17 protein-coding genes and 3 tRNA genes are annotated in these 22,314 nt (G+C 38.2%); 11 read left to right on the top strand and 9 right to left on the bottom strand.

The features are described from left to right. Nucleotides 1–190: 190 nt before the first annotated feature. A complete protein-coding gene (locus I2E21_RS04715) occupies nucleotides 191–457 on the top strand; it encodes a hypothetical protein (protein WP_022235083.1) in 267 nt (88 codons plus the stop codon). 237 nt (nucleotides 458–694) lie between these two features. Here the strand turns inward: I2E21_RS04715 and hcp are convergent, their stop codons facing one another. Together hcp and hemW are read right to left on the bottom strand one after the other, a co-directional pair. Beyond that, complete coding sequence (hcp, locus tag I2E21_RS04720) at nucleotides 695–2,332, bottom strand: hydroxylamine reductase (protein WP_195410578.1); 1,638 nt, start codon at nucleotides 2,330–2,332, stop codon at nucleotides 695–697. 150 nt (nucleotides 2,333–2,482) lie between these two features. Next, a complete protein-coding gene (gene hemW / locus I2E21_RS04725) occupies nucleotides 2,483–3,583 on the bottom strand; it encodes a radical SAM family heme chaperone HemW (RefSeq protein WP_195410579.1) in 1,101 nt (366 codons plus the stop codon). A gap of 283 nt (nucleotides 3,584–3,866) precedes the next feature. On the opposite strand from hemW, the gene I2E21_RS04730 reads away from it, so the two are divergent. After that, nucleotides 3,867–5,456, top strand: coding sequence for a peptide chain release factor 3 (locus I2E21_RS04730; protein ID WP_195410580.1), 1,590 nt, complete (start codon nucleotides 3,867–3,869; stop codon nucleotides 5,454–5,456). Further along, nucleotides 5,456–6,862 (top strand): aminotransferase class I/II-fold pyridoxal phosphate-dependent enzyme, encoded by a 1,407-nt coding sequence (locus I2E21_RS04735; protein WP_195410581.1) that lies wholly within the window; start codon nucleotides 5,456–5,458, stop codon nucleotides 6,860–6,862. Before I2E21_RS04730 ends, I2E21_RS04735 begins: the two co-directional genes overlap by 1 nt. Before the next feature lie 119 nt (nucleotides 6,863–6,981). Here I2E21_RS04735 and I2E21_RS04740 read toward each other — a convergent pair whose 3' ends face one another. Together I2E21_RS04740 and I2E21_RS04745 are read right to left on the bottom strand one after the other, a co-directional pair. Beyond that, nucleotides 6,982–7,698, bottom strand: a complete 717-nt coding sequence (locus I2E21_RS04740) for a hypothetical protein (RefSeq protein ID WP_195410582.1) — start codon at nucleotides 7,696–7,698, stop codon at nucleotides 6,982–6,984. After that, a complete protein-coding gene (locus I2E21_RS04745) occupies nucleotides 7,695–9,074 on the bottom strand; it encodes a Mur ligase family protein (RefSeq protein WP_195410583.1) in 1,380 nt (459 codons plus the stop codon). Before I2E21_RS04745 ends, I2E21_RS04740 begins: the two co-directional genes overlap by 4 nt. Nucleotides 9,075–9,341: 267 nt before the next feature. Here I2E21_RS04745 and I2E21_RS04750 point away from each other — a divergent pair, with 267 nt between their 5' ends. Both I2E21_RS04750 and I2E21_RS04755 read left to right on the top strand, forming a co-directional pair. Further along, nucleotides 9,342–11,045, top strand: coding sequence for a DNA mismatch repair protein (locus tag I2E21_RS04750; protein WP_195410584.1), 1,704 nt, complete (start codon nucleotides 9,342–9,344; stop codon nucleotides 11,043–11,045). Between the two features lie 236 nt (nucleotides 11,046–11,281). After that, on the top strand, nucleotides 11,282–11,737 hold the full coding sequence (locus I2E21_RS04755; protein WP_195410585.1) for a dockerin type I repeat-containing protein: 456 nt from the start codon (nucleotides 11,282–11,284) through the stop codon (nucleotides 11,735–11,737). A gap of 671 nt (nucleotides 11,738–12,408) precedes the next feature. Here the strand turns inward: I2E21_RS04755 and I2E21_RS04760 are convergent. The 4 genes from I2E21_RS04760 to I2E21_RS04775 all read right to left on the bottom strand — a co-directional run bounded on the left by I2E21_RS04760 (nucleotide 12,409) and on the right by I2E21_RS04775 (nucleotide 13,834). Beyond that, a tRNA-Gly gene (locus I2E21_RS04760) sits at nucleotides 12,409–12,484 on the bottom strand. 37 nt (nucleotides 12,485–12,521) lie between these two features. Beyond that, nucleotides 12,522–12,597 (bottom strand) — tRNA-Val (locus I2E21_RS04765). A 54-nt stretch (nucleotides 12,598–12,651) separates the two neighbouring features. Continuing rightward, a tRNA-Cys gene (locus I2E21_RS04770) sits at nucleotides 12,652–12,726 on the bottom strand. Between the two features lie 109 nt (nucleotides 12,727–12,835). Then, a complete protein-coding gene (locus I2E21_RS04775) occupies nucleotides 12,836–13,834 on the bottom strand; it encodes a nucleoid-associated protein (protein WP_195410586.1) in 999 nt (332 codons plus the stop codon). 410 nt (nucleotides 13,835–14,244) lie between these two features. Between I2E21_RS04775 and I2E21_RS04780 the strand changes: the two genes are divergently transcribed. Next, nucleotides 14,245–14,427 carry a hypothetical protein gene (locus tag I2E21_RS04780; RefSeq protein WP_347708280.1) on the top strand — a complete coding sequence of 61 codons (183 nt, stop codon included), beginning with the start codon at nucleotides 14,245–14,247 and terminating at the stop codon, nucleotides 14,425–14,427. Between the two features lie 197 nt (nucleotides 14,428–14,624). Here I2E21_RS04780 and I2E21_RS04785 read toward each other — a convergent pair whose 3' ends face one another. Then, nucleotides 14,625–15,647, bottom strand: a complete 1,023-nt coding sequence (locus I2E21_RS04785; protein WP_301965966.1) for a LacI family DNA-binding transcriptional regulator — start codon at nucleotides 15,645–15,647, stop codon at nucleotides 14,625–14,627. Nucleotides 15,648–15,866: 219 nt separating this feature from the next. Here I2E21_RS04785 and melB point away from each other — a divergent pair, with 219 nt between their 5' ends. From melB to I2E21_RS04810, 5 genes are read left to right on the top strand one after another with little or no spacing between them, the layout of a single operon-like run. Beyond that, nucleotides 15,867–17,342 (top strand): melibiose:sodium transporter MelB, encoded by a 1,476-nt coding sequence (gene melB / locus I2E21_RS04790; RefSeq protein ID WP_195410588.1) that lies wholly within the window; start codon nucleotides 15,867–15,869, stop codon nucleotides 17,340–17,342. 1 nt (nucleotide 17,343) lies between these two features. Then, nucleotides 17,344–18,624, top strand: coding sequence for a galactokinase family protein (locus tag I2E21_RS04795; RefSeq protein WP_195410589.1), 1,281 nt, complete (start codon nucleotides 17,344–17,346; stop codon nucleotides 18,622–18,624). A 34-nt stretch (nucleotides 18,625–18,658) separates the two neighbouring features. Then, nucleotides 18,659–19,651: a UDP-glucose 4-epimerase GalE gene (gene galE / locus I2E21_RS04800; RefSeq protein ID WP_195410590.1), complete on the top strand. Its 993-nt coding sequence runs from the start codon at nucleotides 18,659–18,661 to the stop codon at nucleotides 19,649–19,651. 10 nt (nucleotides 19,652–19,661) lie between these two features. Next, nucleotides 19,662–21,173 carry a UDP-glucose--hexose-1-phosphate uridylyltransferase gene (galT, locus tag I2E21_RS04805; RefSeq protein ID WP_195410591.1) on the top strand — a complete coding sequence of 504 codons (1,512 nt, stop codon included), beginning with the start codon at nucleotides 19,662–19,664 and terminating at the stop codon, nucleotides 21,171–21,173. Between the two features lie 16 nt (nucleotides 21,174–21,189). Continuing rightward, entirely contained in the window at nucleotides 21,190–22,257 is a 1,068-nt protein-coding gene (locus tag I2E21_RS04810; RefSeq protein ID WP_195410592.1) for an aldose epimerase family protein, read from the top strand. The last annotated feature ends 57 nt before the right edge of the window (nucleotides 22,258–22,314 follow it).

A 22,314-nucleotide genomic window follows, 5' to 3' on the forward strand; every position in this document is an offset into this window, starting at 1 on the left:
AATGTTGACTTTCACGAACTTTTGAGTATAATAATAATTGTCAAGTAAATAGTCCGCTTGACTATCGGCTGATTAAACAGTCACATTACTCGAGTAAAATTAATTAAGTCGAATTTAAGTCTAGATTTTGCCAAATGGTAAATGGCGCACGAAAAAATAAAAATTGATATTTTTAAAGGAGGAAATTTTTATGACACCAATCCTTAATTTACACGACATTGATGTAACCAAATTCCTCGCCGTGCTCGATACCTGCGAGGGCAATGTATATCTCGTTACAAGCGAAGGCGACAGATTAAACCTTAAGAGCAAACTTTGTCAGCTCGTTGGCTTAACAAAGCTTATTGAGGGCGGCAGAATTGCAGAGGCAAGCATCATCTGTGATAATAAGAATGATGAAAGCAAACTTTTCAGATTCAATTTCTTTGGTGATACAGCAGATGCCAAGGTTGGCTGATAACCCGAGTTACATTGATAACACCGTGTTTTCACGATAATTTCAAAACTTCATAAAAACTGAGGACAGCCGCAGCAATGCGGCTGTTTTTTGGTATATAAGCAAATCGGGCAAAACAAGTATAATGTTTTGCCCGTGATTTTTATTTTTATCAAAAGTTGGGGTAAATATCAGTAAGTGAAAAATTTGATAAACTCTTATAATTATTTAATAATAACCGTGTTTTAAACACTAATCTTACTTATTAAAGAAAAGTTTTATATCGTCCTCTACAGAACCGATACCGCTTATTCCGAAGTTTTCTACAAGTACATTTAATACATTTGGAGAGAGGAAAGCAGGGAGTGTAGGGCCGAGATGGATGTTTTTGACTCCGAGGTAAAGCAAAGAGAGAAGAACGATTACGGCTTTTTGCTCATACCAGGCAATATTGTAGATAATTGGAAGTTCGTTAATGTCATCAAGACCGAACACTTCTTTTAGCTTAAGTGCAATAACCGCAAGCGAGTAGGAATCGTTGCACTGACCTGCGTCGAGAACACGGGGAATACCGTTTATATCGCCGAGATTAAGTTTATTGTATTTGTATTTTGCACAGCCTGCGGTGAGAATTACCGTATCTTTTGGCAATGCTTTTGCAAATTCGGTGTAGTAATTTCTTGACTTTGCTCTGCCGTCACAGCCTGCCATTACAATGAATTTCTTGATGTCGCCGTTCTGCACGGCCTCTACGATTTTATCGGCAAGAGAAAGTACCTGATTATGAGCAAATCCGCCTACAATCTCGCCCCTTTCAATTTCAACGGGAGGTTTGCATTTTTTTGCAACTTCAATGATTTCTGAAAAATCTTTTATTTCTCCGATTTCGCCGCCGATGTGTTTTACACCCGGATAGCCCGCTGCGCCTGTTGTAAACATTCTGTCTTTGTAGCTGTCCTTTGGCGGTACAATACAGTTTGTAGTCATAAGAATTGCGCCGTTAAAGCTCTCAAACTCTTCTTTTTGTTTCCACCATGCGTTGCCGTAATTGCCGACAAAATGGCTGTATTTTTTAAAAGTAGGGTAGTAGTGCGCAGGCAACATTTCCGAATGAGTGTAAACATCTACACCTGTATCTTTTGTCTGTTCTAAAAGCATTTCAAGATCTCGAAGATCGTGACCCGAAACAAGAATTGCAGGGTTACTGCGTACACCGATGTTGACTTTTGTAATTTCGGGATTACCGTATGCGGAAGTATTGGCTTTGTCAAGCATAGCCATTCCGTCAACGCCGAATTTACCTGTTTCAAGCGTCAGTGCTACAAGGTCGTCAACGGACAGTGTATCGTCAAGCAACATTGACAGCGCTCTCTGTAAGAAAGCGTCAAGCTCTTCATTGTCATTCATAAGAACATTTGCGTGTTTACTGTATGCCGAAAGTCCCTTTAAACCGTAGGTTATAAGTTCCCTAAGACTTCTTATGTCTTCGTTTTCTGTGGCAAGTACGCCGACTGTAGCCGCTTTTGCCGCAAATTCACTTTCATTTCCGTTCCATAAAGATGCGCTTGGAAGTGCTGATTTATCGGAAACTTCCTTTAACAAATTCTCTTTTACTTTGAGGGTTGTTTTAATGCGTTCAACGATAACATCTTTGTCAAAATTTGCGTTTGTAATTGTTGTGAAAAGGTTGAGAGTAATAAGATGATTTATGCTTTTGTCAATCTGTTTTCCCTCTGCTCTGATTTGTGTGGTAACTGCCGAAATGCCCTTTGTAACATATACGAGCAAGTCCTGCATATTTGCGGTATCAGGCTTTTTGCCGCATACACCGCTTAATGTACAGCCGGAACAATTAGCTGTTTCCTGACATTGATAACAAAACATTTTATAATCCATAGTTGCCTCCAAAATATTTATTTATACAATTGTAAGTTGTTGTAATTACTTACCTTGTGGTATAAGTATAATATTTTTCGGTCGGCAAATATGTTGTTACGGCAACGAAATTAAAATTAACATTATTTTATAAAATTGTTAAAAATTAAGTTATATTAAATCGGCGAGTATTGTGTTTGAAACCAAAAAGCCTTTCGGAGTAAAAGAAAAAGAAGTGCCGTTGTGTTCCATAAAACCGTTTTTTACATACAAATCAGTTTTTTTGAAAAAACTCTGCGGCAACGGAGTACCGTATTTTTTGGCATATTCTTCGGTATCGAGTCCCTTTTTCAATCGCAAAGACAGCATAATATATTCTTCGGCAGTGCCGCCCTCGCCGTCATTGATAATTTTGTTTGCTTTGAAATTCTCTATACTTCTGTCATAGAAAAATCTTTTACCGTTAAAGAATGAATGAGCGGACGGACCTATTCCGATGTACTCGCCGCACTCCCAATAGCTTGAATTATGTCTGCTTTCAAAACCTTTTTTTGCAAAATTTGAAATTTCATATTGCATATATCCGTATTGTTCAAGCAATTCAACTGTATATAGGTAGAGTTCAGCCTGCTCGTCATCGCTCGGAAGATTTAATTTTGATTCTATTTGCGCAAATTTTGTGTTTTCCTCAATTTTCAAAATATACGATGAAATATGAGTGACTCCGCATTGAGCGCAAAAGTCAACGGATTGTTTCAGAGTTTCCTTTGTTTGCAGAGGAATACCTGTCATAAGGTCAAGTGAAATGTTGGTAATTCCCGCAGCTTGTGCAAGCTCTGCCGTATGTTTTGCGTCTTCGGCGGTGTGTATTCTGCCGAGCTTTTTTAATTCGGCGGGTACTGCGCTTTGCATACCGATTGACAAGCGGTTAAAGCCTGTATTTTTCATTAAGGCAAAATCAAGTTTTTTTCCGCTGTCAGGGTTTACTTCAACCGTGATTTCCGCATTGCTTTCGAGTGTAAAATTTTCTTTTACGGAACTAAGAATATCGCAAAGCCTTTCCGCTCCGAGAACGCTCGGAGTGCCTCCGCCGATATATACGGTCTTTACAGTTCCGTTAAAGTGATTGCTCCAATATTTTAATTTTTCTTTTAAAGCAATAACATAGTCGTTATATTCATATTCGCCCGCCCTTGTGCTGTAAAAATCGCAGTAAGGGCATTTGCTTTTGCAAAATGGGATATGCAGATACAGTCCGATTGATTTACTCATAATAATCTCCGTAAAAGAATTTGAGGCAGAAGTAAAACTCCTGCCCCGATTTGGAAGGTATATGAAAAAATAGGAAAAAACAAAATATAAAATGAATTTATTACCTTCATCAACTATATATTACAATAAAATTACAAATTTGTCAAGCTTTTGTAGCAATTGATTTTTTATATACCGTAAAACAAATATTTTTCGTCCGTTTTATTGACATATATATAAGAAAAATAGTAAAATATAGTATTGTAGAAAAGTATGTAAAATGATTCCGAAAGGATTGTAAAAGATGAGTTCATTAAACGAAGAAATCAGCAAGCGCAGGACTTTTGCGATTATTTCGCACCCTGATGCGGGTAAAACAACACTTACAGAAAAACTCCTTTTATACGGCGGAGCAATCAATCTTGCAGGCTCTGTAAAGGGCAAGCGTACTGCAAAGCACGCAGTATCGGACTGGATGGAAATTGAAAAACAGCGTGGTATTTCCGTTACTTCTTCTGTTTTGCAGTTTAAGTATAACGGCTACTGCATAAATATTCTTGACACCCCCGGACATCAGGACTTCTCCGAAGATACCTACCGTACACTTATGGCTGCCGATTCGGCGGTAATGGTAATTGACGGTTCAAAGGGTGTTGAGCGACAGACTATCAAACTTTTTAAGGTTTGTGTAATGCGCCATATTCCGATTATTACATTTATCAATAAGATGGACAGAGATGCGAAAAATCCTTTTGATTTGCTTGAGGATATTGAAAATGTACTCGGTATTCATACCTGCCCTGTAAACTGGCCTATCGGTTCGGGTAAAGAATTTAAGGGTGTGTATGACAGAAATTCAAAGAAAATTCTTGCATTTACCGCTAACAACGGTCAGAAAGAAGTTGAGAAAAAAGAAATCACTCTCGATGACCCGAACATTGATGATGTAATCGGTATGTACCACAGACAGGATTTGTTTGATGATATTGAACTCCTTGACGGTGCAGGCGATGACTTTGACCTTGAGGCTGTAAGACGAGGCGAGCTTACTCCCGTATTCTTTGGCTCGGCTCTTACAAACTTCGGCGTAGAGCCGTTCCTTGAGCAGTTTTTAAAGATTACAACTTCACCTCTTGCAAGAGAAACCGTTGACGGCATTGTTGAGCCGATGTCTGATTATTTCTCTGCATTTGTATTTAAAATTCAGGCAAATATGAATAAGGCGCACCGTGACAGAGTTGCGTTTATGAGAATTTGCAGTGGCAAGTTTGAGAAAAATATGGAGGTTTACCACCTTCAGGGCAACAAAAAAATGCGTCTTTCTCAGCCACAACAGATTATGGCGCAGGAAAGAGAAATTGTAGAAGAGGCGTACGCAGGCGATATTATCGGTGTGTTTGACCCGGGTATTTTCTCTATAGGCGATACAATCTGTTCACCGGGGAAGAAAGTTCAGTTTAAGGGTATTCCTACCTTTGCACCCGAGCATTTTGCACTTGTTCGTCAGAAAGATACTATGAAGCGTAAGCAGTTCATAAAGGGTACAAGTCAGATTGCGCAGGAAGGTGCAATTCAGATTTTCCAGGAGCTTGACGCAGGTATGGAAGAAGTAATTGTAGGCGTAGTAGGCGTGTTGCAGTTTGATGTTCTTAAATACCGCCTTGAAAACGAATACAATGTTGATATTATTATGGAAAATCTGCCTTACGAATATATCAGATGGATTGTAAATAAAGATGTAAATCCAAAGGAACTTGACCTTGCGTCAGATACAAAGCGTATACAGGACTTAAAAGGCAATCATTTGTTGCTGTTTACAAGTTATTGGAGTATTGACTGGGCGCTTGAGCATAACAAGGGACTTGAATTAAGAGAGTTTGGCACTGACTGGTAATGCTGTACGATAAATTAAAAATGTATTCCGAAAGCGGAGTATATCCATTTCATATGCCGGGACATAAACGCAATCCTATGCTTTGTGACGGCATAATGCCTTATGAAATTGACCTTACAGAGATTGACGGCTTTGACAATTTGCATAATGCGGAGAGTTGTATTCTTGAAGTGCAGAGCCTTGCGGAGAAATTATATAATGTTAAGAAAGCATTTTTGCTTGTAAACGGCGCAACGGGCGGAATATTATCTGCTGTTCGTGCCATGACCGACAGGGGAGATAAGGTGATTGTTGCCCGCAACAGTCACAAGTCTGTTTATAATGCGCTTGAGCTTTGCGGATTAAAACCCGAATATATTGTGCCGAAAGTTGATAAAGAGTTTGGTATAAACTGTTCGATTACACCGTCACAGGCAGAAAAAGCAATCAGGGAAAATCCCGATGCAAAGCTGTTGATTATTACTTCGCCGACCTATGAGGGAGCGGTATCAGATATAAAAGAGATAAGCAAAATTGCGCATTTACATAATGTGTCGGTACTTGTTGACGAGGCACATGGAGCGCATTTCCCTTTTTCGGGCAGCTTTCCTGTTGAGGCAATACAGTGCGGAGCAGATGTGGCGGTGGCAAGTTTGCACAAAACTTTGCCGTCACTTACACAAACTGCGCTTTTGCTCACTTCAAACGAAGAATTAATCAATCCTCTTGCCGAAAACCTTGCAATTTTTGAAACCAGCAGTCCGTCATATGTTTTTATGTCGTCAATCGAAAAGTGCCTTGATTTTTGTAAGAATACAAAGGCTTTTGATGAATATATAATCAGGCTTAATTCTTTTAACAAAAAATGTCGAGAATTGAAAAATATAAAGGTTCTTTGCTGTGGCAATGATAATATCAAAAATCATAATTTTTTTGATTTTGATATTTCTAAAATTACCGTGTCCGTAAAAGGACTGAATATTAACGGTGTTCAGCTTGCGGACAAACTTAGAAACGATTTTAAAATTGAGCCTGAAATGGTATGCTCGGACTATGTTTTACTGATTACGACAGTTTGCGATACTGATGAGGGTTTTGCAAGACTTGTAAATGCGTTACAAATCATTGACAGCGAATGTTCTGCAAAAGAATTAAATTATAATAATCTGCTTCTTTCACAGCCTCGCATAGCACTGAATCCTTGTGATTGCAGCGGCAAAAGCGGAGATTTTTACAGATTGAAAAACAGTATTAATAAAATTTCACTTGAGTATGTGTGGGCATATCCGCCCGGGATTCCGATTGTGGCAAAGGGCGAAGTTATAACTCAAGAAATTGTCGATACAATTTTTATGCAGATTGAAAACGGTATAAATGTGTATTCTACCAAAGGCAAAGTTCCGAGAGAGATACTTTGCTGTGAATGATTATATTTAATGAGCAGTAGGAATACTGTAAAAGTATTATTGAATAGTTTAAAAATAGAACCTATAATTAAAGCCTGTCGATTATACTGAATCAACAGGCTTTATGCTTAAAATATTAATTACAAAATAAATTTAGTCTTTGAATTTTCAAACTCTGCTTTGCGAATTTCAAAGGCTTTTTTTACATCGTCTTCAAATGCGAGTGCGGTGTTTTCGGCGCCCATAAGTTTTAATAATCTTTTTGTAAATGCGGGGTTATTTACAAGGAGCGGTCCGAGCTGTGCCGTGGCAATTGCATTGTTCACCATAATGCCCTCTTTATCGGACTCTTTATTAATACCGATTCCCTTAATGCATTTGACAAAGAAACAATCGGAATTATCACCAAACCAATATGTAAACTGGCTTCTGAAACCGAGAATTTCTGTTCCGTCTGCCATTGTGCCGTGGTTAAGACCGTTAAATCTTGTGTATTGCTCACGCTTTGCGGTAAACGGAAAAATATTAAGCGCAGGGATTTTTCTGCCGTCATAGTTTTCTATCTCTTTAAAAAGAATTTCTCCCGAATTGCCCGTGAAAAGCATAGGAGTGCCGTTGTCAATCAATTCTTTGAGTCTGTCACGGTAGGGGAGCAGAGCTTTTATTATAAGCTCTTGATTTTTTTCGTTTGACGGTGCAAGGTAAATTAAATTTGGCTGTTCGCTTGCAAAAAGCGGTTTGTCACCAAATGCGGTTGAAATAAATTCAGCGTTCGGCAAACATTTTTTCAGATATTTCATATTGCCCATATCGCCGAAAAGATTGCATATTTCAGGGAATAGAATTTCTATTTTCATTGTTTTGCACCCCTTTCAGCCATTCTGTCACTGATTGTATTTTTTGAAATTGCGGCGTAAGATGTTGTGTAAACATCATAAAGGAAGAAAATTGTATCTGCTTTGTCAAGGTCAACTTCATTTGCCGCATCGGACTCTTTTTCAACACAAGTAATTTTTTCTTCGGGAACGCCTGCAAGCAGAAGTCTTACCTTGTAGTCTGTACGGCGAACACCGCTGCAAATTACCTGTGTAATTGAATCGTCATTTAAAAATTCAAAGTCGGTATCGTATATCCAAGCTGTGTTTTCGCTTGTTTCTTCGGCGTCGCCGAGGTCGTCAAGCATAAGTACAACGGCTTTTTTGCCTGTGTGATTTTTAATGGAAGAAAATACTCTTGAGCAGGCTACGGGGTTCTGTCCCTTTGCAACACTCATAATAACCTGCTTGTCGCCGATTTTTTCTTCGTCATAACGGCTCTTTACAATTTCAAGTTTTTCAACGGATTTCTTAAGCTGCTCTGCGCTAAGACCAAATTCGGAGAGAACGGCAATCGCACCTGCAAGGTTGTAGGTATCAGTAACAGAAGTACCGACTGCTTTAAAATCAGCCTGTTTGCCCTTGAGCGACATTGTAATTCTTCCGGTGCTTTCGTTTACCTTTGTAACATCGTAATCGGCTTTTGGCGAACGGAAACCGCATTTTGTACAGTGAGCCGAACCGATATGATGATAACGGCGGAAGTCATATTCAAGTCTGCTGCCGCACTTGGGGCAAAGCGGAGTGTCGATGATTATTGTATTCTCATTGAGAACCTCGTTGTCCTGCTTCTCAATGCCGAAATATACTCTGTCATTGCCTTTGGCAAGTCTTGCACTTACAAGGTCGTCTGCATTTAAAACAAGTTTTGTCTGCTTTGGAATGTGCTTGTCGAGAATGTCGAATATAAATTCAGAGTGAGCATTACGCTTGTAAGAATCTCTGAAAAGGTTTGTGCAGAGTAAGTATGTCGGATGAACATACGGATATATAAGTCTTGAACTGCGTTCATCAAGCTCAAGTACAGCAAGGTCTTTTACTGTTTTGCCTCTCAAATTAACGGCGGAGATCAAGGTTGTTGCCACACCGCCGAGAATGTTACTGCCTGCACGGTTATTTACAGGAGAATACCCATTGTCTGCAAGAATATCGTTAATCATATTTGCAGTTGTGGTTTTGCCGTTTGTGCCGGTTATGCCGATGATTGTTTTCGGCTTGTCCATTCTGCCGAGAAAGTCGGGGCAGATTTTCATAGCAAGTACACCCGGCATATGAGTACCGTTGCGGTGCATTACAGAAAGTGCCACAGTCGCAAGCTTTGCGGCATAAAGCGCCGCAAAAAATCGAATACCTTTCATTTATAAAGCTCCTTTAATTACTGATTATAAATTTTATTATAGCAAATTGAGCATAATAGTGCAAGGTTACGAGTACATAAAACAGACTAATAAATCACAATAATTTTATTATATTTTTAAAAATCTTAAATGTTTGACAATCTGCAACAAAAAATCTTTGACATTTAACGAAAATAATGTTATTTTATATATAGTGAAAGTTTAACAATATATTAAACTTAACTTTGTGAAGATATAGATATTTTTTATAAAAGGCGGTATAATCTTATGGCTGAAATAAGTTTGTTGAATCCGCAAAATTCAAAAGCGGTATTCAAGAGCCTGACAAAAGAAAGTATAAACGACCTTTCGCTTGATTTTATTTGTAAGGCGCTTACCAAAAGTGAATATGAGCAAAATGTTATAATGAAAATTATGACTGAAATTACAGACGATGCAGAAACCGTGAAATATAGGGGAGATGTGTTTGACGATTTTCTTAGATTTCCGAAACTGCGTGATTCTCTTGCTCAACTTCTTGAAGAACTTAACGATTTGCGTGACATTTCAAGATTTCAAAAGGACACCGAGGCGTCTTCTTTATGGAAGTTGATTAACCGTCTGCGAGAGATTGACGGTTATGTTAATTGCATTACAAAAATAAAAGAATGCCTTGAAAGTCTTGATATAAAGTCGGAGGGATTGCTTACCCTGAAAAAAGAAGTTACCGATATTTATGCCAACAGCGGTTTTCCGCAGTTAAAAGCCGATATTAACGAAACCTTTGCCAAGGTGCAAAAAGTAAAGAGCATTACGATAGGAGTAAATCTTGATGATTTGTTAAGACCGAAAAATGCGGGAATTTTGTCGCTTAACGATAAGGCTTTTACATCTTCGGGACTTATGCAGCATTTTATGAAGTTTACCAACAACGGAGATGAAATTCATTTCGGTACAGATATATCGGATATTAAGAAATTTCACCCGTCAAGTCCGAAGTTTAAGGAAAATGATATAGGAATCGGTACTCTTGACGCAGTGCCGACAAACGGTAATCCTCATATAACCTCAAGCGGATTGACAGGCGCCGACCCGCTTTCGGACAGCCTTAAAAAGGCGGTAACCGATATTATGAGAAAAACAGTCCGTGACATTCAGAGCGTGCTTACAAAGTATGTAAATATCAGCGGATACACGCTTTCTGCGCTTATGCCTGAAATCGTTTTTTATATAAGGTGGGCAGAGCTGGTTGAAAAAATCAGAGCAAAAGGACTTGCTATGTGCAAGCCCGAAATCCTGCCGTCGGAAAACAGAGAGATTTTTGCTAAAGGCGTGTATAATCTGAAACTCGGCATAAAGCGTGTGAACGGAGAAGAATTTAATATCGTGGCAAATGATATTGATTTTGACGACAAATCAGGCAGAATTTATATTCTTACGGGTCCGAACAGGGGAGGAAAGACCACTTTCACTCAAGCTGTCGGTCTTGCTGTTTTGCTTGCTCAAAACGGTATTTACGCACCTTGCCGTGAGCTGAAAATCAGTCCTTGCGATAATATTTTTACGCACTTTCCGGCAGACGAAAACGACACAGTTGACCTGGGCAGACTTGGCGAAGAAAGCAAAAGACTTGCGGAAATTTTTGATATTGCAACCGAAAACAGTATGCTTTTGCTTAATGAAAGCCTTGCAACCACAAATGTATCGGAGGGTTTGTTTATTGCAAAAGATGTCGTGCGGGCAATGCGTTACCTCGGAGTAAGGTCGGTGTTTAACACACATATGCACGATTTGGCTAAAAACCTTGACGAAATGAACACCAAAACAGAGGGCAAAAGTATTGTACAAAGCCTTGTAACGGGAGTTGACAACGGTGAACGCTCGTTTAAAGTTTATATTTCACCGCCGCAAGGAAGCAGTTACGCAAGAGATATTGCAAAAAAATACGGTGTAACTTTTGAACAGATAAAATTAAATATTGATAAAACATAATCGGGGATAATTATGTTGAAGAAAGCTGTCACAGCGGAAGTTTTAATGAGAAGTTATATATTTCGGCAGGCACATATACAATAAAAATTTCGGCATACGAAAAAGTAACGGGAAAGTACAGCGTTGACTTTACTTTTACGCCGTTTTATGAATCTTTCTCCGAAACCGAGGAGGGTTCAAACAATACTCTCGAAACCGCAAACAATGCGGAAACCGAAACCATTTACAGCGGACTTTTGACAGAAACCGACAAGGTGGATATTTTTAAATACAGTTTTGACAAGAAAGCAATGCTTGCGGTTCTTGCAACATCTCATATGGACAGTGTGAATGTATATCTTTTAAATGAAAAGGGCGAGGTTATTAACAGTAAAACTCTCGGTAAAGATGAGAAATATACATTCGCAACATCTGTGGCAAAGGGCGGTACTTGCTATGTGGCATATGTAAGCGCAGACAACTCTACGGGCAGTTATGAAATTGATACAACAAAGGCTGTATTCGGAGATTTTAACAGCGACGGTAAGATTGATGTTAATGACGCAACAATTTTGCAAATGTCTATTTCGGGCAGACATAAATTATCCGACTTAAAGGTATTGTCGGCAGATTTGGACGGTGATGGTCTTATTATGATTACGGATGTTACATATCTTCAAATGAAAATCGCAGAATCCGCCGACAGTATGTAAGTTTAATCGAATAATATTTGCTAAAAAATACTCGCCGCATAAAACGGCGAGTATTTTGGCGTACGGTTGCAGATAGGGTAAATTGACAGTAGAGCAGAAAAGTAAGAAAAATCGGTTCTTTATAGAAAGTTGGGATAAATTACGGTTTAGCGGAGTGTCGGTCGGGGATTGAAATTTAGCTAACGCTAAATTATCCTCCCAAAAACAAAAAGTTTACTCAATTTTTTCAAAAATTGCGGGTTTGGGCAGCGCCCATAAAAATCTTCCGATATAACAATTTATCAGGCGCAAACAGCCACGCTGTTTGCGTGCTTGCACCGAGTTTGAAAAAACAGGCGGTAGCCTTTTAGAAAAGAATTTGCTTATTTATTGTTTAATGAATGGCTTTTTTGTTGCTATCGCATTTAAGGGCATTCGCCGTTGCGTTCAAGCCGCCAAACAGCGAGCTGTTTGGCTATCGTCAGATTGCGTAAACGGAAAGTATCTGTGGGCTTTGCCCACACCCACGACCTTTGAAAAGGTCGACCAAACTTTTATAATTACCTGTCGAAACAATTTGCTAAACTATAATTTATTATTACCCCAATATTAAAAATAGAACCTATTTATCAAAAGTTGGTATATAGTCAAAAAAGCACTCGTCAAAAGACGAGTGCTTTTTTAATGTTTTTTGGAGCGGATGACGGGGCTCGAACCCGCTACCTCCACCTTGGCAAGGTGGCGCTCTACCAGATGAGCTACATCCGCATAATAAAAAGGGCAAAGGCATAAAACTTTTACCCTTTGGTGGGAACAATAGGACTCGAACCTATGACCCTCTGCTTGTAAGGCAGATGCTCTCCCAGCTGAGCTATGCTCCCATAAAGTTATTGTTATTTGTAAAAGCACCTCTTACGAAGTGCTTTTACAAAATTTGGAGGCGACACCCAGATTCGAACTGGGGAATCGGAGTTTTGCAGACTCGTGCCTTACCACTTGGCTATGTCGCCGAAATGCTGTAATCTCAATCAGCGATATTGATTATATCAAATACGGATTGATTTGTCAAGCATTATTTAAAAATTATTCAAAAATTTTTTACGAATTAAAAAAGCGGGTTTATCTGTTTATAAGTTTGCCGATATTTTTAAGTGCGATTGAAATTGTGCCGTCGTTGTTGTTGATAAACTCAATATATCTGTCATCTTCAAAATATTCTACGGGTACGGTTATTTCTATGCCCGTATCGGTTTTTATTTTCTGACTTTTGCTGGCTCTTACGGCAGATGTTTTTTCGATTTTTAAGTCTTTGGGTATTTCTTTTTCTTCGATTTTCTTTTCAAATGCCTCTTGCATAACAGGTGACTCCGAAAAAATATTTTCGGCAAGTTCCTGTGTGGAAATGGTGTCGGATTCCTCGCAGTTTTCGACAATGTAGCTTTTTGCCTTTGAAACGGCGACTGCCGAGTTTACTCCGTATTCTTCGGCAACCTCGTTTGCGGTTTCCCTTACGATTTTTACAGCCTCTTTTGCGGAAACGCCCGATGAACATTCGAGCAGTATTTCCGGAAGTACATATACGCTGTTACCGTCGATTTGGCGCCTTTTATCAGAAAAATGTATTTCTCCCGTTTTCATATTTATAATCGCATATGAATCTATTTTTTGCGACGGGGCAGGCAGGATAGCGTAATGCTTCATAATTTCGTTATGAATACCGTTTTCATCTGTAATTACCTGATGAGTATAGGCGGATTTGTTGGTTATAAGCAGAATTGCAAAGTAGTCGGAATCGTCATTTATATAATCTGCCGCAACAAAATCTATTGCGTCAAGTTTGTCGGAAAGAGAAATATTCTCATAAAGAACATTGGCAATTTGAGAAGTGAAATCTATAAATTCAAGACCTTTGTTGCCGTATTCCGTCAGCGCCGCCGCAAAACCGCTGTCGGTATTAAAAGTACCGCTTTTTCCCGCGGAATCCTTGTGAAGTTTTTCAAGGTGCTTTTGAAGAAATGTGCTTACAGTATCGTCTGTACAGTCGAGTTCGTTTTGAGAAAAAACGCTCATTCCCGAATTGAAGTCAAGTATATGTAAAACAGCTCTTTTAATAATCATATCATTTTTCCTAATCTGTGTAATATTTTGTTAAATAAAAACGAATATCGAATAATCAGGCACAAGCCGCCGACATTCCGTTGAAATTTATTATATTCTCATATTAAATAAAAATCAAGAGATACAGAAAAACCCGCACCGAAAGTCATAAAAACAACTCCTCGGTGCGGGCTTGGTTTGGCGTGCCAAAAGGGCTTCGCCCCCCCGACCTACCGCTTAGGAGTTCATTCCGAAGCGTTATTTCCAAGATAAACAAACCTCAACTTTTCCCATCCTAATGCGGTTTTCAGCAGGAAACGTGGACGGTAAAGTCCGACAAAGCACCGCTTTTAAAAAAACAAAAGTTAAGGTTCTCGCAATAGAAGGCGTCAAGCTCATAGTAGAACCCGTAACAGAATGAGAGGTAAATAATGTTAGGACTTATTATTTTAGGAATTATCCTTTTAATCCTGCTTATAGTAATCGTAAGCAATGTAAAAGTAGTACCGCAGGCGCACGCATATGTAATTGAAAGACTCGGAACATATCATGTAACATGGTCAACAGGCTTGCATGTAAAAATTCCGTGCAAAAATGCATATGAGATTCTTTAAAAATGTTAATTATAAATAAGAGGCAGATTCATTTTTATATTTCTGACTAATCGCCGACTCAAATCACGCCAAATGTGCTATATTAGATTCTTCAAAAGTAGTCAAGTAGTAGTCGGTTAAGAGGGCAGACTACTTTCAAAATTAACCGTATAACGATAATTTTATTATAGCATATAATCGTTTAATAACGACGATAATTATAATTTTTTAGGTTTTGCACATGAGTTGCGAACTTTTATTGGACAAGGCAGATAGACACGCATAGGAGAATGATAATCGGTGCTTTTAGATTTCATCATATTCAAAATAAATCTAATGCCGTAAATACCCATTGCATATACAGGTGCGTTTACCGTAGTGAGCGGAGGGTTTGTATATCCCGAAAGCTCCGTGTTATCAAATCCCATAACAGAAATATCCTCAGGAATTTTATAACCGTTTTCTTGCAGAGCTCTCATTGCACCGATTGCAATAGGATCGCTTGCCGCAAAAATAGCTGTGGGGAGATTTCCTTTGCTGATCATTTCTGACATCATTTTATAACCGGATGATGTTGAAAATTTGTCCTGCATAATAAACCCATCATATTTAATGTTTAGTTCATCGCAAATGTCTGTGAAAGTGTTGAGTCGTTTATCAGGAAATATCGTTCCGTCCTCAAGCTGTTCAATGCCTCCGATAAAGCCAACTGTTCTATGGCCTAAATCATATAGATATTTAATTGCATCGGACACTGCCTGACGAAAGTCGAGCGATACGGATGTGATTTCAATATTCTCAACGGTCATATCAAGAAAAACAATTTTATTATTCAATGAATGCAGTAATTTTATTTCTTGTTTACTAAACTTCCCGAGGCAGATTATGCCATCAACATCGCAGAGTACATTCTGATAGTCATTGTCTGTTTTAAATGTTCGTACAATACTTATATTATTTTTTGAACAGTAGTCCTCGATACCCTGTCTCATCAAAAAGTAATAATTATCTTCAATTTCCTGTTTGAAAGAGAACCATTGTAGAATTCCAATGCGACATGAAGGTGTTGATGTAACCCTTTTTTTCTTTACATAATTAAGTTCTTTAGCTGCTGCAAATATTTTTTGCTTTGTTTCAAGCGAGGTGCTGAGGGTAGTGTCGTTATTAAGCACTCTTGAAACAGTAGCAACTGATACATTTGCCTTTTTGGCAACATCTCTGATTGTAGCCAATTGAATCACCTCACTACCATTATAGTGAAATATTACCAAAAAATCAAGTCGTGTTTAGTAAAAAACAGAGAAAGTAAAAATGTTTACCAAAAACTATTGACAGTTTACGAAACAAAACGTATAATTTAGTTAACATAAAAACAAAAGAAACATTATTATTGAATAATAGCGAAATCTTTTGTGCAGGTTGTCACGGCGTTTCATTTAAAATTAAAAGGAGGAAAAATTATGAAACAGACATCATCACAACCAAGACTTGATGGCAAAATCCCAGGTAGAATCAAATACACCTTTGCTTTAGGTGCCCTCGGCAAAGATATGATTTATGGTATGATTGCCACATTTTCAATGATTTATTTCACAGACATCATCAAGGTCAACCCGGTATTTATCGGCGTAATGTTCTTTATTGCAAAGTTATGGGATGCCTTTAATGATTTGTTTATGGGTATGATTGTTGATAACACACGTAGCAGATGGGGTAAATTTATTCCATGGCTTGTAATAGGTACGCTGGTTAATTCAATTATATTTGTTGTTTTATTCACAGACTTCCACCTCAATGGCGTTGGACTTTGCATATTTGCAACAGCAGCTTACATACTCTGGGGTATGACTTACACAATTATGGATATTCCTTATTGGTCAATTATTCCTAACCTCACTTCAAATCCTGAGGAGAGAGAAAAAGTTTCGGTACTTCCGAGAATCTTTGCAAGTATCGGTCAGTCACTTGTTATTGCAGGCTTTGGTGTTCAAATTATTGAGGCTCTCGGCGGCGGCACAACAAATCAGGCAGGTTATCACAGATTTGCAATCATAATTGCAATTGTATTTATTCTTACAATCGGTATTACAGTAATCAATCTTCCGAAAAAGAGAGATGATTCTGTTCCGGAAAAGAAAGTTAAGTTTAAAGATATTTTCTCAATCATCGGCAAGAATGATCAACTTCGTTGGGCGGTAACTCTTATCTTCCTTTACAACATCGGCATTCAGTGCATTATGGGTGTTGCTACATATTATTTCAAATATGTTTGCGGCGACGCAGGAATGATGTCATCATTTATGATCAGCGCATCAATCGCAGAGGTTGTAGGTCTTATCGTATTCCCTAAGGTTACAAAATTTCTTTCAAGAAAAACTTCGTTCCTTCTTGCGTGTCTTTTCCCTGCATTTGGTCTTGTAATGCTTTTGCTCGTAGGTATTTTTGCTCCGCACAATGTTGTGCTCACATCAATCTCAGGTGTTATTGTAAAACTTGGTACAGGTCTTGAACTTGGTTGTGCAACAGTATTCCTTGCAGATGTTGTTGATTACGGTGAATTTAAGCTTGGAACAAGAAATGAAGGCGTTGTATTCTCACTCCAGACTCTTATCGTAAAATTCACAGCAGCTCTTACAGCACTCGGTATTGGCGCGGCACTTGGAAGCACACAGTATATTCCGGGACAGGAACAGTCATTTGCAACAGTAGCATCAATCAGTACACTTATGTGCATTGTTCCTGCGGTTTGTATGCTTATTGCTTATGTTGTTTACAGAAAGAAATATAAACTCAATGACGGTATGATGAAGAAGGTTATAAACACAATCAGTGCAAGAAGAGAAGGCAAGATTGATATGACACAACAGCTTGATGAAAGCGGTAACACAGAGCCTTCTATGTTCCTTCCTACAGTTGCGGAAAAGGCAGGTAAATAAAATGATTGATACTAAAACAGCAATTGAAAAAATTACAAACGGCGAATTTGATAATCTTTTCACTGATATATATATAGATTCATCAATGATTGATTATCAGAAAAAAAGATATGTTCATGCAATTGAACAGTATGAAACAATTTATTGCCCTGATAAAGTAGCAATATTCAGTGCTCCCGGCAGAAGTGAGGTTTGCGGTAATCATACAGATCACCAGCATGGAATGGTGCTTGCAACATCCATTAATCTTGATACTATTGCTGTGTCGGCCAAGAATAACAATGATGTTGTAAGATTTGTTTCTGACGGTTATGATATGATTACTCTCGATATAAATGACCTTGAAGTTAATAATGATGAGGCAGGCACAACGGTCAGCCTCATCAGAGGTGTTCTTCGTGGACTTAAGGATCATGGATACAAAATTGGTGGATTCAATGCTTATGCAACAAGTGATGTACTTGTTGGTGCAGGACTTTCATCGTCAGCAGCTTTTGAGGTAGTTGTCGGAACTATTATTTCCGGTTTATATAATGATATGAAAATAAATTCAGTTGAGATTGCTCAGATTTCTCAGTATGCTGAAAATGTATTTTTCAAAAAGCCGTGCGGACTTATGGATCAAATGGCTTGTTCAGTCGGAGGAATGGTTAACATTGACTTTAAAGATCCGACAAAGCCAATTGTTAAGAAAGTACCTACCGAATTTGAAAAATATGATTACAGTCTTTGTATTGTTGACACAAAGGGTGATCATGTTGATCTTACAGATGATTATGCTATGATTCCATCGGAAATGAAAAAGGTTGCAAATTTTCTCGGAGAAGATTATCTGAGAGATTGTGATTCAAACGAATTTTATATTCACCTTGGCGAAATTCGTGAGGCTGTTGGCGACAGACCGGTACTTCGTGCAATTCATTTCTTTAATGAGGAGCATAACGTTAAAAATGCCGTTTCGTCACTTGAAAACGGTAAGTTTGTTGAATTCCTTGACGCAATCAGAAAATCCGGTAATTCATCGTTTAAGTATCTTCAGAATGTATATACAACAAGAGATATTCAACATCAGAACATCTCGGTAGCCCTTGCACTCAGCGAAAGCCTTCTTCGCAATTACGGCGTGTGCCGTGTTCACGGCGGTGGATTTGCAGGTACAATTCAGGCGTTTGTCAAAAATGAATTTGTAAGTAATTACAAAGAATTTATAAATAAAATTTTCGGAGAAAACTCATGCCATGTTCTCAAAGTGAGAAAATACGGCGGAATAAAAGTAATGTAATTTTGTAGGTTTTGTTTTTATTAAGGAGGACAAAATGAAAATTCTTGTTTTAGGCGGTGCCGGATATATCGGTTCGCATACAGTTTACAGACTTATTGAAAGCGGTAATGAGGTTGTTGTATTCGATAACCTTGAAACAGGTCATATCGAGGCGGTTCATCCCAAAGCAAAATTTTATAAAGGCGATCTCAGAAACAGAAGTGAAATTGACAGCGTTTTTGATAAAGAAAAAGGTATTGATGCTGTAATTCATTTTGCAGCCAATTCACTTGTCGGTGAAAGTATGACCAACCCTCTCAAATATTATGATAATAACCTCAACGGCACAAAGGTTTTGCTTCAGTCAATGGTTGCTCACGGAATTGATAAGATTGTATTTTCATCAACAGCGGCAACATACGGTGAGCCTGAGAGAACTCCTATTCTTGAAACCGATCCGACAAATCCGACAAACTGCTACGGAGAAACAAAAAAATCCATGGAGAGAATGTTCTATTGGGTTGAAAAAGCACATGGTTTAAGATATGTTTCTCTCAGATATTTCAATGCATGCGGAGCACATATCAGCGGAAAAATCGGTGAGGCACATAATCCTGAAACCCACCTTATTCCGATTATTCTTCAAGCGGCACAGGGTACCCGTGACCACATAAGTATTTTTGGTACTGATTATCCCACATCTGACGGAACTTGTATTCGTGATTATATCCATGTCACTGACCTTGCACAGGCTCATATTCTTGCAGTTGAATATCTTATGAAGGGCGGTAAAAGTGATATATTCAATCTTGGCAACGGTGTAGGTTTTTCTGTTCGTGAGGTAATTGAAAAAGCAAAGGAAGTTACACAGAAAGATATTAAGATTGTTGAAGAAAGCAGAAGAAGCGGCGATCCTGCTGTATTGATTGCATCAAGCGATAAGGCGAAAACTGTACTTGGCTGGAAACCTGAGTATGATGATCTGGGAACAATTATTAAAACAGCGTGGGAATGGCATTCAACACATCCAAACGGCTATAGTAAGTGAGGCGGTATTTATGAAGAACAGCGTTTACGGCTTAATATTAAGACTTGTTTCATACGGAATCAATACAGGGCTTATTGAAAAAGAGGATATAATCTACACGCAAAATAGGCTTTTATCGTTGTTCCATATGGATGAACCCGATGACAGTTGTACTTGCCTTACAGCAGATAACGAGGATACTCTTGAAGAAATTTTGTCGGGACTTCTTGATTATGCATACGAAAAAGGAATCATTCCCGAAAATACAGTAACATATCGCGACTTATTTGATGTGAAACTTATGGCTTCACTTGTTAAGCGACCGTCAGAAGTAATAAGAGAATTTTGGCAGAATTATAGCGTTTCTCCTAAACTTGCAACCGATAGCTACTATAAATTCAGCTGCGATACTGATTATATAAGAAGATATCGTATTAAGAAAGACTTAAAGTGGAAAACATCAACCGAATACGGTGATATTGATATCACTGTAAATCTTTCAAAGCCTGAAAAAGATCCGAAAGCTATTGCAGCGGCAAAACTTCAAAAACAGTCGGGCTATCCGAAATGTTTGCTTTGTAAGGAAAATGAAGGATATGCCGGAAGAGTAAATCATCCTGCAAGAGATAATCACAGAATTATTCCGCTCACCATTGACGGTGATAACTGGTTTATGCAATATTCTCCGTATGTTTATTACAATGAACATTGTATTGTGTTTAACGGTGAGCATACACCAATGGTAATCAATGATTCTACATTCAGAAAACTGTTTGATTTTATTTCACAGTTTCCGCATTATATAATCGGTTCGAATGCTGATTTACCGATTGTAGGCGGTTCAATACTTACACATGAACATTTTCAGGGTGGCAGATACAGCTTTGCACTTAATAGGGCAGAGGTTGAAAGAAAGTTTATCGTTAACGGCTTTGATGATGTGGAGTGCGGAATTGTAAAGTGGCCTATGTCAGTTGTAAGATTGACAGGTAAAAACAAGGACAGCATTATTTCATTATCTTCTTATATTCTAAAGAGTTGGAGAGCGTACACGGACGCAGATGTTGGTATTTTTGCCGAAACAGACGGTGAAATTCACAACACTATCACTCCGATTGCTTTTACAAAGGATGGAAAATTTGTTATTGACCTCGTTCTCAGAAATAATATCACAAGTGAAGAGCATCCTCTGGGAGTATTTCATCCTCATGCGAATTTGCATCATATTAAAAAAGAAAATATCGGTCTTATTGAAGTTATGGGACTTGCAGTATTGCCCTCAAGGCTTAAAGACGAAATGGCTATTTTAAAGGATGCTATTCTTAATCACAAGGATGTAAGTGAAATTCCGAAAATCAGCAAACATTCCGAGTGGGTAAATGAATTTGTTTCGCAGTATGATGAAATCAATGAAAATAATGTTGATTCAATAATTCAAAATGAGATAGGAAAGGTGTTTCTTAATGTTCTTTTGGATGCAGGTGTATTCAAAAGAACTCCTGAAGGACAAAAGGCGTTTGATAAATTTATAAAGACGCTGTAGTAAAGGAAGTGCTAAAATGTCAAAGGTAAGGGTAGTAAATTTTGAACCTACATCCAAAGGTGAAAACACTCATCTTTATACAATAGAAAATAACAACGGAGCAAGCGTGACATTATGTGATTTAGGCGCAAGTGTCGTTTCGATAAAAGTTCCCGACAAAAACGGTAGTATTAGAGATGTAGTTCTCGGCTATGAGCACATTGGCGGTTATGAATTTGACGGAACATACTTCGGTGCTACTGTCGGAAGATGTTGCGGAAGAATTGCTTATGGCAAGTTTACTCTTAACGGAGAAGATTATCAGCTCTCTGTAAACAATGGGAGTAACCATCTACACGGTGGATTTAACAGCTTTAGCCGCAAAGTGTGGCTTGCGGTAGTTGATGATAAAGTTCCAAATACAGTTCTATTTATGCTTGATAGTCCCGACGGTGATGAGGGCTATCCCGGAAATATGAAGGTCTTTGTACGCTACACCTTTGATGATGAAAATGCACTTACGATAAAATGGTCGGCAGTTTCTGACAAAGACACAATATGTAATCTGACCAATCATTCATATTTCAATCTTAACGGACATAAAAGCGGTAAAGTTACAGAAAATCACAAGCTGAAAATAAATGCAAATTCCTTCATACCGATAAATTCAAACCTCAATCCCACAGGAGAGATAACTCCCGTTAAGAATACATCGTTTGATTTTACCGAACCCAAGTTAATTGGAAATGGTATTGACAGAAAAAACAAGCAGATTGGTTTTGCAAACGGTATTGATCATATGTTTGTGCTGAATCATTCTGATGAAGAATTTGTGCTTGCAGCTGAAGCTGAGGGTATTGATAGCGGAATCACATTAAAATGCTATACTTCTCAAAAAGGTGTTCATGTATATACAGCAAATTATGTCGATGTTTTGTCCAATATGGGAAAGGATTCAGCAACATACGGAGAAAATCCAGCGTTTTGTCTTGAAACCCAGGGCTTTCCCGATGCTGTAAATCACAAGAATTTTCCTACGACAATATTAAAAGCAAACGAAAACTATACACAAACTACAAAATTTATTTTTGGTATAAACAAATAAAATGAGCTGATTTCTAACTCCTTTAAAAATAAAATCTCTCTAAAATCAAGGACCACC

Source organism: Ruminococcus sp. BSD2780120874_150323_B10, from assembly GCF_015553695.1.
Taxonomy (GTDB): domain Bacteria; phylum Bacillota; class Clostridia; order Oscillospirales; family Acutalibacteraceae; genus Ruminococcoides; species Ruminococcoides intestinale_A.